The organism is Phycisphaerales bacterium (assembly GCA_016716475.1).
GTDB lineage: Bacteria > Planctomycetota > Phycisphaerae > UBA1845 > Fen-1342 > JADJWG01.
Genome location: JADJWG010000001.1, coordinates 794,225 through 807,329, shown reverse-complemented (window position 1 = coordinate 807,329; position 13,105 = coordinate 794,225). Strand labels below are relative to the sequence as shown.

12 protein-coding genes are annotated in these 13,105 nt (G+C 66.4%); 6 read left to right on the top strand and 6 right to left on the bottom strand.

Translation table 11 applies throughout. The annotated features are described in order from the left end of the window. Positions 1-186: 186 nt before the first annotated feature. Entirely contained in the window at positions 187-1,173 is a 987-nt protein-coding gene (gene galE / locus IPM18_03390; GenBank protein ID MBK9118635.1) for a UDP-glucose 4-epimerase GalE, read from the bottom strand. A 238-nt stretch (positions 1,174-1,411) separates the two neighbouring features. Between galE and mutS the strand changes: the two genes are divergently transcribed. The 5 genes from mutS to neuC are packed head-to-tail and all read left to right on the top strand — an operon-like array spanning position 1,412 to position 8,322. Further along, complete coding sequence (gene mutS, locus IPM18_03385) at positions 1,412-4,084, top strand: DNA mismatch repair protein MutS (protein ID MBK9118634.1); 2,673 nt, start codon at positions 1,412-1,414, stop codon at positions 4,082-4,084. 1 nt (position 4,085) lies between these two features. Next, positions 4,086-5,432, top strand: a complete 1,347-nt coding sequence (locus IPM18_03380; protein MBK9118633.1) for a hypothetical protein — start codon at positions 4,086-4,088, stop codon at positions 5,430-5,432. An 8-nt stretch (positions 5,433-5,440) separates the two neighbouring features. Then, positions 5,441-6,118, top strand: coding sequence for an acylneuraminate cytidylyltransferase family protein (locus tag IPM18_03375; GenBank protein MBK9118632.1), 678 nt, complete (start codon positions 5,441-5,443; stop codon positions 6,116-6,118). An 18-nt stretch (positions 6,119-6,136) separates the two neighbouring features. After that, complete coding sequence (locus IPM18_03370) at positions 6,137-7,186, top strand: N-acetylneuraminate synthase family protein (protein MBK9118631.1); 1,050 nt, start codon at positions 6,137-6,139, stop codon at positions 7,184-7,186. Then, entirely contained in the window at positions 7,183-8,322 is a 1,140-nt protein-coding gene (gene neuC, locus IPM18_03365) for a UDP-N-acetylglucosamine 2-epimerase (hydrolyzing) (protein ID MBK9118630.1), read from the top strand. The genes IPM18_03370 and neuC overlap by 4 nt, the downstream gene beginning before the upstream one ends. On the opposite strand, the gene IPM18_03360 is transcribed toward neuC, so the two are convergent. From IPM18_03360 to dut, 4 genes are all read right to left on the bottom strand, one after another. Beyond that, a complete protein-coding gene (locus tag IPM18_03360) occupies positions 8,312-9,178 on the bottom strand; it encodes a hypothetical protein (protein MBK9118629.1) in 867 nt (288 codons plus the stop codon). The two genes, neuC and IPM18_03360, sit on opposite strands and share 11 nt — an antisense overlap. Next, positions 9,150-9,986, bottom strand: coding sequence for a hypothetical protein (locus IPM18_03355; GenBank protein ID MBK9118628.1), 837 nt, complete (start codon positions 9,984-9,986; stop codon positions 9,150-9,152). Before IPM18_03355 ends, IPM18_03360 begins: the two co-directional genes overlap by 29 nt. 136 nt (positions 9,987-10,122) lie before the next feature. Next, the gene (locus IPM18_03350) at positions 10,123-10,557 is read right to left on the bottom strand and encodes a hypothetical protein (protein MBK9118627.1); all 435 of its coding nucleotides are present in this window, start codon (positions 10,555-10,557) and stop codon (positions 10,123-10,125) included. A 68-nt stretch (positions 10,558-10,625) separates the two neighbouring features. Then, positions 10,626-11,072, bottom strand: a complete 447-nt coding sequence (dut, locus tag IPM18_03345; GenBank protein ID MBK9118626.1) for a dUTP diphosphatase — start codon at positions 11,070-11,072, stop codon at positions 10,626-10,628. Positions 11,073-11,286: 214 nt separating this feature from the next. Here dut and IPM18_03340 point away from each other — a divergent pair, with 214 nt between their 5' ends. Further along, positions 11,287-11,625, top strand: a complete 339-nt coding sequence (locus IPM18_03340) for a hypothetical protein (GenBank protein MBK9118625.1) — start codon at positions 11,287-11,289, stop codon at positions 11,623-11,625. A gap of 22 nt (positions 11,626-11,647) precedes the next feature. On the opposite strand, the gene mqnE is transcribed toward IPM18_03340, so the two are convergent. Further along, positions 11,648-12,820 (bottom strand): aminofutalosine synthase MqnE, encoded by a 1,173-nt coding sequence (gene mqnE, locus IPM18_03335; protein ID MBK9118624.1) that lies wholly within the window; start codon positions 12,818-12,820, stop codon positions 11,648-11,650. Between the last annotated feature and the right edge of the window lie 285 nt (positions 12,821-13,105).

The following is a 13,105-nucleotide window of genomic DNA, read 5'->3' as shown; positions in this document are numbered from 1 at the left end:
TGTCGGGGGTCGAGGGCAGCCGGGTGGGATCGAAGCAGGATAATCGATGATTAATAGAAGATAGCGAATGAAATCCTGACCACGGGCTAACCTCTACGTCCACTCATAGTATAGCACACCCAAGTGTCACTCTGTGCGAAAATTCTCTGCTCCAGAATATTCTTCGGCAGGTTGGCCGGGAGTGAATTAGTCATCGTAGCCCTCGGGGTGGGCCTGCTGCCAACGCCAGGCCGAGGCGATGGTTTGCTCAATGTCACGATAGCGAGCCGACCAGCCCCAGAGGTGCCGGAGGCGGCTCGGATCCGCGTACAGCATCGGTGGGTCCCCGGGGCGCCGGGGTGCTTCCACGAGCGGAATGGCATGCCCGGTGACCGCCCGGGCGGCCGACACGACTTCCAGTACGCTCACACCCTGCCCGGTACCGACGTTGAAAGCATCCGCGACCCCCGGCCGACAGCGCTCGACCGCCAGCAGATGCACCTCCGCGAGGTCTTCGACATGGATGTAGTCGCGGATGCACGAGCCGTCCGGGGTGGGGTAGTCGGTGCCGAAGACGTGGATGTTCGGACGGCGCCCCAGCGCCACCTGGAGCACGAGCGGAACGAGGTGGCATTCGGGATCGTGGTCCTCGCCGAGGGTGCCATCTTCGGCAGCGCCCGAAGCATTGAAGTAACGCAGCGCGATCGAGCCGAGGCCCCAGGCGGTCGCACAGTGTCCGAGCATCCACTCGACGGCGAGCTTGGTGTGACCGTAGGGGTTGATCGGGTTCTTCGGCGCTTCTTCGGTGATCGGGAGGTCCTCGGGCTCGCCGTAGACGGCGCAGGTGCTGCTGAAGACAAAGCGCTGGACGTTGTACTGCTGCATGCAGCGGAGCAGGTGCAACGTGTTAGTCACATTGTTCTGCCAGTAAGTCAGCGGTTGCTGAACCGACTCTCCGACGTTGAGGAAGGCCGCGAAGTGCATCCCGGCGTCGTAATGTCCAAGCGCGAACACCTCGCCCAGCAGCTTCTCATCGGCCAGGTCACCCTCGATGAACGTCGCCCGCGGATCGACTGCGGCCCGGTGCCCTTGTGAAAGGTTGTCAAACACCGTGACGGTGTGTCCGGCAGCGCACAAGCGACGGACGCAATGACTGCCGACGTATCCTGCGCCGCCCACCACGAAGATGTTCATCCGCTGTTTCCTTTCGGTGCTGGTCTGCTGACGGGCTCCGTGCATATCCTGGGAAGGTCGCTGTGGGCCTCAACCGGTCACAGACGCGCGCCGGTGAGCCACCACACGGACCTCCCTGCGAATCCTATCGGCGGACCGCCACTTTCGCCCCCGCAGGTCGCGGGCTAGTGTATGACAAAGGCGCCCGCGCGCCCTCCTTGGACACGCGGAACTCCGAATCTATGAGGCACCTCCAGCGATGCCGCCTGTGGATCACCGGCAGAAAGCTCCCCGTGTCAGCCCGCCCGACGAGGCCCGGCTGACGCCTGCGATGCGCCAATACTGGGAGCAGAAGCAGCAGGTCCCGGACGCTATTCTGCTCTTTCGCATGGGCGATTTCTACGAGATGTTCTACGACGATGCCGAACTGGGCGCCCGGGTGCTCGGGATCACCCTCACCAGCCGGGACAATGGCCGTACCGCCCTCGCCGGCATCCCCCACCACGCCCTCGACAACTACCTCGCGAAGCTCGTGGCGGCCGGCTACAAGGTTGCCATCAGCGAGCAGATCGAGGAGGCCCGTGTCGCCCGCGGGGTTGTTGATCGCGCCGTGGTCCGCATTGTCACGCCGGGTACGCTGACAGATGAGGGCCTGCTCGAGCGGACCCGCAGCAACATCCTGGCCGCCGTGGTCGAAGGCGAGGCTGGCTGTGGCCTGGCCGTGCTCGAACTGGCGAGCGGCCGCTTTGTAGTCCAGGTCTGCCCCACGGAACGGCTGCTCGACGAACTGAACCGCGCCGACGCGGCCGAGGTATTGCTGCCGGAACCTGCGAGCGGGCGGGACCCCCGCGAAGCGGATGTGCGGAACCAGGTGGGTGCGGTCGTGACGTACCGCAGCGCGGCAGATTTTGCGCCTGCCCGGGCGGGTGAACTGCTGCGTGAGCACTTCGAAACGGTGGTACTGGAGGGCTTCGGCTTCCACGCCATCGACGCGTCGTTGCAGGCGGCCGGCGGCCTTGTTGCGTATGTACGGGAGACGCAGCGCGCCGCCGCCCGCCATCTCCAGCCACCGCGCCGCGCCGATACGGCGGACTTCATGACGCTCGACGCGGTTACGCTGCGTTCGCTCGAGATCGAACGCACGCTGCGGACCGGCCGGCGGGAGGGCTCACTGCTCGCGGCGGTGGACCGCACCACGAACCCGATGGGGGCGCGGTTGCTGCGGCAATGGTTGTGCTATCCGCTGCGCGACCTCGGTGCGATCGAGGAGCGCCAGCGGGCGGTCGCGGCGCTGCGTGCGGACAGCCGGGCGCGGGACGCGCTGCGCGCTGCACTGGGCAAGATCGGTGACATCGAACGGATCATCGGGCGACTGGGCGTGCTGCGGGCGACACCGCGCGATCTGCGCGCCCTGGGCAATGGGCTCGTGGCGCTGCGGGATCTGCGAACCACGCTGGCTACCCTGCGCAGCGCGGCGTGCGAACGCTGGCTCGCGGTGCTGGAGGGGCTCGACGAGCGCGGCACGGAGCTGGTGACAACCCTTGCGGCAGAGCCGCCGGCCACGCTGCGCGAAGGCGGGATTTTCGCAGCCGGCTATCACGCGGAACTTGATCGACTGCGGGGCATCCAGCAGGACGGGCAGCACTGGCTCGCCCAGTATCAGGCCCGCGAGGTGAAACGAACCGGCATCGCTTCGCTCAAGGTGGCATTCAACAAGGTCTTTGGCTTTTACATCGAGATCACCAACACCCACCGCAACCGCGTCCCGGCCGACTATGTACGCAAGCAGACAATGAAGAACGCCGAGCGCTACATCACCGAGGAGTTGAAGCGCTACGAAGCCGAGGCGCTCTCGGCCGAAGCGCGCGCTCACGACATCGAGTACGAGCTGTTCGTAGCGCTACGGGAGGCGCTCGTCCCGGAGATTCCTGCGCTGCAATCCGCAGCGCGGGCCCTGGCCGAGCTCGATGTGCTGGCGGGCTGGGCCGAACTCGCCAGCCAGCGGCACCATTGCCGCCCGGTTTTCGTGGCTGAGCCGGTCCTCGAGCTCCGCGGCGGCCGGCACCCGGTACTCGATCTCACGCTCGATACGCACTTCGTCGCGAACGACACGGCACTGCGGGCCGGGCAACACCAGGCGCTTGCGCTGATCACCGGGCCGAACATGGCGGGCAAGAGCACCTACATCCGCCAGGTGGCGCTGCTCACACTGCTCGCGCACTGCGGTGCGTGGGTGCCGGCCGAGGCGATGCAACTCGGCCTGGTCGACCGGATCTTCACGCGGGTAGGTGCCGCTGATGAGTTGGCCCGCGGGCAGTCCACCTTCATGGTGGAGATGGTCGAAACCGCGAACATCCTGCACCATGCAACGTCGCACAGTCTCGTGATTCTCGACGAGATCGGGCGCGGCACCAGCACCTTTGACGGTGTGGCGCTCGCCTGGGCCATTACCGAGCACCTCGCGACACGCTGCGGCAGCCGGACGCTCTTCGCCACCCACTACCACGAACTCACCGAGTTGAGTGAGTTGCTCGAGCCCGTCTTCAACCTCAACGTGGCAGTACGCAAGTATGAAGATCAGGTGGTCTTCCTGCATCGCATCGTGCCAGGCGCCGCGGGGCGCAGCTACGGCTTGCACGTCGCGAAGCTGGCCGGTGTTCCGCGGAACGTCCTTGAGCGGGCCAATGCCGTGTTGAACGAGCTTGAGCGGACGTTCGCCCGCGAATCACAACGGCCCGCGCTTGCCGCTGTGCAGCGCCGCCGGCTGCGGCAACTGCGGCTGTTTGAGGAACCGGAGGAGACGATCGTGCGGGAGCTGCGTGAGCTCGACGCCGAGGCCGCTGAGACCGGGCAGCTTGTGGAGAAGATTCAGGCATGGCGGCGGCTGCTGGGCAGCGCCGCGTCCGCGGCGAACCAAGCCGCGGGAGGGTGACATGCTGGCGTGGACCCGCCGGGCCGAGTTCTGGTTGCCAGTCGCACTGGTCGTTGTTGCGCTCGGCGGAGCGCAGACTTTGCGCGAGCGGGCTTTCGTCGAGTTGTCGCAACGTGAACGCACGGCCTATGGGGCGCGGCCGGTCTGGCAGGCCCATTTCGACGCCCTCAGCGCCACTTGTGGTGTCGGGCTCCTCACCTTTGAACTGCACCGCTACACGGAGGTGGGCCGGTGGACCCTCACCGGCCTCGGGCTCGTCGGAGCCATCCTGTACCTCCTTGCGACGCGCCAGGTGCTGGCCAGGTTGCTGCCGCGGCAAGCGGTGCATTGGCCGGGGCCGGCCCTGATCCTCAGTGCCTTCGTGGTCGCCCTGATCCTGTCCATTGCCGCCGCGGCGACGGTCGAGCGAGTGGTTCGCAGCGAAGTGACGGGTTATCAGGCGGCCTGGAATGCGGTTTCCGCGTTCGCCTCGCTGGGCTTGTTTGACCGGCCGGCGGACGAAGGTGGGCTCTGGGTCTACGCCGGCATCTCGGTCTGCGGGGCCCTCGGCTGGCCCCTCTGGTTGCTATTCTGGTGGCGAGCTTTGCCACTCCGGATCCTGCTGGTATGGGTCGGCGGCTGGGTGGTGTGGCTGGGTGCTGCGGCCATGCTGGTGACGGTGTTGGAGTTGCCGCGTGAGATTGGTCGGGGTTGGGCGGGGGCACCGGTGGCGACGGAGGAAATCCACTTCGGCAATGAGTTCGTCCGCCGCTTTGAGCAGGTGGCACTGGCCGGCGGTGCGGGGATCGCGAGTGAACCGGTGGCTGACCGGGTTGTGACCGAGGGCACGAAAGCGGTGCTCGCCTTCGTCGTCCTGGTGGGCGGGCAGGGAGGTGCAGCCGGAGGCGGGCTGCGTTGGCCTGTCGTGGTTGGGGCCCTTGCGATCCTGTTGCTGGTCTTCGGCCGGGGCCGCTTTCGCCACGATCTGCCCGAGTACCGGCGGGCGGCGTTGGCGGCCGTCGTGCTCGTTGGAGCAGTGCTCGCGTGGACCGGGCTGGTGGCGGTGGGCCTGCTACTGATCGAAGGCCGCACGGCGAGTGGCTTCCACACGCCGCCGACGGTCGCTGATGCCTGGCTGGAGTCTTGCGCCGCAGTCGGGGGCGCGAGTCTTACTTCCGGGCTCACCGCAAAGCTCTCCGACGCGAGTCTCTCCAGCGGCTTTCGCCGGGAGGTCGATCTGTATCCGTATGGCATGGGTTGGCTGATGGCGGCCATGCTGGTCGGACGGCTGCTGCCGGTGCTCGTGATCGCCCGCCTGGCGGCGTTGCGATTTACCGAGGGGCGATCGGCGCCCCGCATCCTGGTTTGAGGTCGCGTGTGAAGGTAGTTGCGTTCATCCCGGCGCGGGCCGGCTCGAAACGGCTGGCCAACAAGAATCTTCGGCTGCTCGGCGGTCGGCCGCTGATCGAGTACACCTGCCGGGCTGCACTGGACAGCGGCGTTCCAGATGCGGTGTACATCAACACCGACAGCCGCGCCATCGAGGCAGCGGCAGCGGAATGCGGTGTGCCCAGTCTCGGGTTGCGTCCGGCCGAGTTGGCTACGGATGATGCTCCGACGAAAGCAGCCGTGCTGTACTTCCTGCGGCGGCTGGCTGAGCGGGGGGAGCGCTATGAGGCGGTCATGATCCTCCAGCCGACGTCTCCGCTGCGCACCGCGGACGACATCCGCGCCGGGTGGGAGCTGTTCGAGCAGCATGCCCCCTGTGCAGTGGTTGGAGTTGCGGCTCTGTCTCCGCAGGGCTGGCTGGGGACCGTATCCACGGCCGGCGATTTTGACCGCTGGAACGGCGACGAACTGGTGCACCGTGTGAACGGGGCGCTGTACATTCACCGTACGGATGACTATGTCACCGACAGCCCGGTGGTGCGCACCGTGGCGTACGTGATGCCGACCGGGCGGAGCATCGACATCGATACGGCGGATGACCTGGCGCAGGCGGAGTGGTGGCTGGCGCGGGGCACGGCTCCGAGCGATGCCGTTTCGCTGACCTGACTTGGAACAAGGATCACGATGGACCCCTTGCAGGTAAGGATCGGTTCGCGGGTCGTCGGCGATGGCGCCCCGGTGCTCGTGATTGCCGAAGCCGGTGTCAACCACGACGGCAACGTGCAGAAGGCGCTGGCGCTCGTGGATGCCGCCGCCAGCGCCGGCGCCGATGTCGTGAAGTTCCAGATGTTCCGGGCCGACGAGCTTGTGACGGCCGATGCTGTGACCGCGGCTTACCAGCACTCGAGCGGTGCCCATTCGCAGCGCGAACTGCTGGCGCGGCTGGAGCTGAATCAGGCCGCCTTCGAGCGCATCGTGGCGCGCTGTCGTACACGTGGAATCGGTTTCCTGGCCACCCCCTTCGGACCGCACGACGTGGAGCGGCTGGTAGCGCTCGGAGTCGGGGCAATCAAGATCGCATCGACCGACCTCGACAATCCGGTGCTTGTGCGGAGTGCGGCCGCGACCGGGCTGCCGCTGCTCGTATCGACCGGTGCGGCCACCGCGGAGGAGATCGATGCCGCCGTCGCGCGGCTCCGTCCGCTGGCGGCGGGGCGCCTCGTCCTCCTGCACTGCATCAGCGGCTATCCTGCGCCGCTCGATTCCGCGAACCTGCGCGCGGTCGGTACGCTGCGCGCGCGGGCGGGGGTCCCCACGGGTTTCAGCGACCACACGCGCTCCACCGAAATCGCGGGATGGGCGGTGGCGGCCGGTGCGTGCGTGCTGGAGAAACACATGACGCTCGACCGCACGGCGCCGGGTCCGGACCATGCCATGTCGCTGACTCCCGAAGAGCTGGCGGCTTATGTACGCGTCGCGCGCTCGGCCGAACGAGCCCTCGGCAGCGGCGCCCTCGGCTTCACCGAAGTCGAGGCCGATGTACGCCGCGTTGCACGGAAAAGCATCGTGGCGGCGGGCGATATTCCGGCGGGGACCGTGCTGGCACCGGAACACCTCACCGTGAAGCGTCCGGGGGGTGGCCTCCCACCGACAGCCCTGGAATCCGTGTACGGGCGGCGTACGCGGTGTGCCATCGCCGCCGATACGCGCATCACGCCGGAGCTGCTGGAATGACGGCCCCGAGTCCGCGGCGCGTAGCCATTGTGACGGGTACGCGGGCGGAGTACGGGTTGCTCCGCTCGACGCTGGCGGCCGTTGCCGCGCACCCGCGACTCGAGTTGCAGCTCGTTGTGACTGGGATGCACCTGGTGCGGACCTGCGGCTACACGGTCCGCACAATCGCGCGGGATCCGTGGCCGATTGCGGCGCGGGTGCCGATGCAGCGTGGCAATGACCGTCCGCTGGACCAGGCCGAGGGGCTCGCGCGCGGCATCGCCGGCATCGCCCGCGCGCTCGTTCGTTTACGCAGTGACATTGTGGTGGTGCTTGGAGATCGGATCGAAGCCCTCGCCGGTGGTCTGGCGGGGCTGACGACCGGTTGCGTGGTGGCCCATGTGCATGGGGGGGATGTGGCGCCGGGCGATTTCGATGACTCGGTGCGACATGCTCTCACCAAGCTCGCGCACTTGCATCTGGTTGCCACCCAGGACGCTGCCCGACGCGTCGAACGACTGGGGGAGGAGCCGCGGCGGATTCACGTGGTGGGGGCCCCGGCCCTCGATGAGCTGCGACTCCTGCGTGGCGCGGCACGGAGTTCGCGCGCGCCGCGTGATCTGGCACTCGTGGTCTATCACGCCCATGGCCGCAGCGCCGCACGCGAATACACCGTGACCCGCAACGTCCTTCAGGCCGTGACGACCGCTGGGTTACGGTGTCTCGTCATTCATCCGAACACCGATCGCGGCCACGCTGGTGTGGTGCGGGCGATCGAGGAGCATGCCGCAGCGCGCCCCCAGTGGGTCAAGGTTGTACGTTCGTTGCCACGGTCGGAGTACCTCCGGCACTTGCAGGCGGCGGCGGTACTCGTCGGCAACTCTTCCTCGGGCATCATTGAAGCACCTTTGCTGGGTACGCCGGCGGTGGATGTCGGCGTGCGGCAGGCGGGGCGGCTTGCGGCGGGGCCGCTGGTGGTCCGGGCGGGGGAAAGTCCGCGCGCGATCCGGACCGCGCTGCGTCATGCGTTGCAGCTCCACCGCGTACCCGCCCGCAAAACGCCTTACGGGGATGGTTGCACTGGGGTACGTATCGCCACACTGCTTGCGCGTGTGTCACTCGGCCCGCGGGTGACTCGCAAAGTCATCACCTACTGACCGGCGCGGTGCCGCCCGGCAGCACAGTGAACAACGGAGCGCCGTCCGGCAGCAGGTACGGTGCGACGAACGCCCGATTCCAGGCCGGATTTAACAGGGACAGGTGGTTTCCGAAGTGGCCATGGGCGAGCCACGCGTCTTCCCAGTGATGCTGCCGTACGCGGTGGCGTAACTGGGTGTCCGGCACGGCTGCGGCCAGATCAAATCCGTCCTTGCCTGCGGAGGGGGTAAATGCACGGTCGATCGTCCCGAATGTCTGCGTGCCGAGGCCGAGGATGGCCCAGTCGTGGGGTGCATAGAAGTTCACAAGAAGGCCGTTGGTGCGCGCCAGTACCGGTGACAGGTCATAGGTGCCGCTGACTGCCGCCTGGACGAGAACTATGTTGCGTACCTGTACCTGGGGTGGTAGAGCCGCTGCAACGAGCAGGGCTTTGCCGCCGCCGCCGGAGTAACCGAGCAGGTCAATGGGCTCAGTCGGATGTGCTGTGTGGTAGGCCGTGATCTCGGCGGCGATTTCCGCCGCCGCAGCCACGTTGCGCTCCAGGTCCTGTAAATGTCCGAGCGCGTTGTACCAAGGGGTATCCCACTCGGTGATGTGCACGTCGGCGACGACGCCGGCGCTGTACAGAGCGTCGCGGATGAAGCCGAAATGCAGTTTACCGGCGCCAACTCCGGGAAAGAGATAGACGCGACCGTGTGTCGGGGGACGGGTGTCAGCAGGGGCCGCTTGGCGCAGGGGACCACCCTGGTCGTGCCGTGCTGCGCAACCGCCTGCGTGGGGCAGCAGCGCGCTAAGCAACGCCACCGACACGAGTTGACCGAGTAGACTAGTCTTGCACCGGCAGCCGATCCGCATACGGGAATTCTACGCGCCGGTCCGCGGCAGGGATGATGAAAGGTGCCGCAATGCGCATGTTCCAGTCGTAAGACAGGATTGTCATGTGGTCGCCGCCGTGACCGGCCGCGCGCCAGTGCTCATCCCAACCGATCTGGACCAGCCGTGGGCGCAACGCCGCATCCGGCACAGCCCGTGGCAGCCAGAAGCCCCACAACCCGGCGGTCGGTAGCCGCTCGCGGTCCATGGTGCCGTAGATTGTCGTGAAGATTCCGGAGAGCCAGAGATCGGTGGGGCAATAGAAGTTGACCACGTAACCGTCGATGCGCGTGAGACACGGGGTGAGATCGTAGAAGGGGCTGAGTGCACTCTGGGCCAGCAGCACGTGCCGCACGCGCACATCGGCCGGGAGGGCTTCGACCACCATGACCGCGAGTGCGCCGCCGCCGGAGTAGCCGATGAGATCGACCGGCACCTCCGGATGGAGTGCGTGAAACTCCGCGATTTCAGCGGCTACGGCGGCGGCTTGCTGGCGATTGCGATCCGTATCCTGGAGGTTGCGGAAGATGTCGAAGCTCGGCACGGGCCATTGGAAGAAGCGCGGCTCACCCGTGAAGCCGGCGTCGCGGAAGCCGCGGTAAGCGGGGCCCAGCTCCCACTCGGGGCCGACGATTCCCGGAAACAGCCAAAGCAGACTGGAAGGTGGCGTGGCCGCGCGTTCCTTCAGGCGTTCGACCTCAAAGACGGTGGTTTCGAACGGTACGCCGCAACCCAGCAGAAGCAGTACGGTGGTGAGCCACGCGGTCGTCACGCGTGTCAGGCGATTCATGCGATTCACTCCCCGGCATGCGGTCCCATCTCAAGCAGTCATTTGACAAGTTCTAGGCACATGATTGCAGTGGGTGCCACTGTGACATCGAAGCCGTCGTATTCCATGGGTGTCGACAGGCGCCGCACTACCGCGGTTAGCTTCGACGCTCGGGCGGCGTGACTTGAACGGCGGAAAGGGGGGGATCGGGTCCGGAAAAGTGCTCGTTCGGAGGTCCGACCGGGGTGCCGGCGCTCTTGTTGGCGGCCCATGTGCGCAGTTCCGCTACGGACAGTCCGAGATCGGTAAGCGCAACCTGGAAACCGCGCAAGACCCCACACTCGGGACAACGCGAAATGTCCAGCCCCGTCAGGTTATAACCGCAGCAAAGGCAGTGGGGGGTGCGGTCATGCCCCGCAGGTTTTTTCCGGGCCCGCCCCCACCCAAGCCCAGTTCGCACCACGCCGGCACCCAGCACGAACAGCAGGAGTACCACGAGCGCCCAGAGCCACCAGCATTGGGCGGGTTGTGTAAACAATAGCCGCAGCAGCAGCCCAACCGTTTCCGTAGCGTTGTACTCGGTTGCAGGCATGACTCATATCGACCCGGTGGCTGGGACATGTAGAGCCCCGCAAGGGCTGTTCCGCGACTTCGTTTGGGTCACACGCCCGTGTGGCCGAAGCCACCGCCGCCACGTTCACTCGCCCCCAGTTCCTCGACCTCCAGCACCTCGGCATGCGCGACAGCCGCAATCACGAGCTGCGCGAATCGCATCCCTCGCTCAATGGTATACGGCGCGCGGCCACAGTTCCCAAGAATCACCTGGAGTTCGCCGCGGTAGTCGGCATCGATCGTCCCTGGTGCATTCGGCAGCATCAACCCGTGTCGCAGCGCGAGGCCGCTGCGCGCCCGCACCTGCCCCTCGTAGCCCGGTGGGATTTCGAGAAACAGCCCGGTGGGCACGAGCTTGATCTCACCGGGGGCGATCGTAATCGGCGCGTCGTTGGCGGCCACGAGATCCAGTCCGGCGGCGTGGGCGCTCATGTAGCGGGGCATGGGCAGGTCTGCAAGCCCCGGCTTGCGGCGCACTTTGAGCACGGGCGGCATGGGGGGCACTCCTTGGAGCGGGTGTGTCGTGAAACCCGGGCACCAGGCCGTGGCACCGCCGGGGGCGGGAGTATACCCCGGTCGTCCCGCGGCGTGAATCGGCGCGGGCGCTGACGCGGTTGCCGCCGCAGGTTACAATCCGAGGATGTATCCGCAGCGCTCCTGCGGAACGCCGTACGGAGTCCAGATTGCCTTGGGGAGCCGCAGGTTGGCCGTGTTACCCGAGATCTTGCCGCTGCATGTCCAGCGCGAAGGAAATCATCTGCGTTTCGGGCTCCTGGCACGCGATGAGATCCTGCCGGAGTTACCCGCAGATTACGAGCGTTTTCTCGAGGAACGGCTCGCCCCACTGCTGGCGGAGCGCGGGGCGCTCACGATCGAAATCCACCTGGAGCACCACGCCGGCGTGAGCAGTCGGGAACTGGGCGCTCTGATCACGCTGCAGCGCGTCCTGCGGCGGTACTTCGATCGGATACCCGTCACCGGCCTGAGCGACAATGTACGTCACGTGCTTAACGTGATGGGCGTCGGACCGCTTTTCGATCTGTCCTGAAACTTACGTAGGTGCCCCGCACTCAGGCCGCCACGACTCGCCCGTCGGCATCGCGCTCCACTCGCCGATACACCGTGTCGCGTTCGACCGGCTCGCAGCCCGCCTCGCGCAGCAGCCGGTGAATCTGCTCCACGCTCAGTTCCTGCCGATTCGTCCCCTGGCCCTCGCGCTTCGTGATGTCGTACCACACCACCGTGCCATCGAAGTCGTCCACGCCCCAGTTCAGAGCCACCTGCGCCAGCTTGGGTGACTGCATGATCCAGAATGCCTTGATGTGCGGGATGTTGTCGAGCATCAACCGGCTGACCGCGAGTGTCCGGAGGTCGTCCAATCCCGTCGGTCCGGCGAGGTGCCCGAATTCGCTGCCGTCGGGGATGAACGACAGAGGCACGAAGCAGTTGAACGCTGCGCGCCGCTGTGCCAGTGACTGTTCCTGGTGTTCGCGCAGCTTCAGCATGTGCTGCACCCGTTCCTCGAGCGCCTCGATGTGACCGTACAGCATCGTGGCATTTGACGGGATGCCCAGTTCGTGCGCCGTGCGATGCACATCAAACCAGTGCTGCTCGCCGACTTTCTGCTTGAACGCTTCCGCATGCACGCGATCGTCGAAGATTTCCGCCCCCCCGCCGGGCAGACTGTCGAGCCCGGCCTCCCGCAAAGCGGTCAACACCTCGGCGATGGACCGCCGTGGCTTGGTGATGCGCGTGAAGTGGACGATCTCGATTGCGGTGAAGGCCTTGATATGCAGCGCCGGGCAGGCCGCCTTGATGGCTTGGCACAGGTCCGTGTAGTAGCTGAAGGGCAGCTTCGGGTGCAGGCCGCCGACGATATGCACTTCCGTGGCGCCGCGGTCAGCCGCCTCCCTGGCGCGGGCGACCACCTCGTCCACGCTCAATTCGTAACCGTCGGCCACCTGCGGCCCCTGCGGATTGTAGGCCCGGTAGAACGAGCAGAACTTGCACCGCAGAACGCAGTAATTCGAGTAGTTGATGTGCCGATTGATGTTGTAGAAGGCCCGCCGGCCGTGCAGCCGCTCGCGTACATGGTTTGCCAACTCGCCCAGCGTGAAGATGTCACGGGTGCGATACAGGGTCAGGCCGTCTTCGGCGCTCAGGCGGCGGCCGGCATGCACCTTGGCCACGATCGGCTCGAGGGCCGGGTCGAGCAGGGTCGGACACCATGTCACTGTCGGCATGTTCACTCCGCGGAGGGTCGCCGGGGGTTGGGCTCACCCGGTCGGGACAAGGGGCCGACCACTTACGGCAGCCCGCTGGCTTCCGCTCGGCCGTGTAGAATTGTAGCGGGCCGCGGGCTGGCGGCCGTGCTGCAGGAATGAGTGCGTGCTTTCAGCGGTTTCGAATGGTGTGTGGGCCGGCAGTCGGGCTTCCGCGCCGGGAATGACGGTCTGCCTCGCAAGGAGAGTTGATGATGAAGGACTCCGCGCTACCGATTATTGTGCTGATCGGGATCGGGTTGTTCG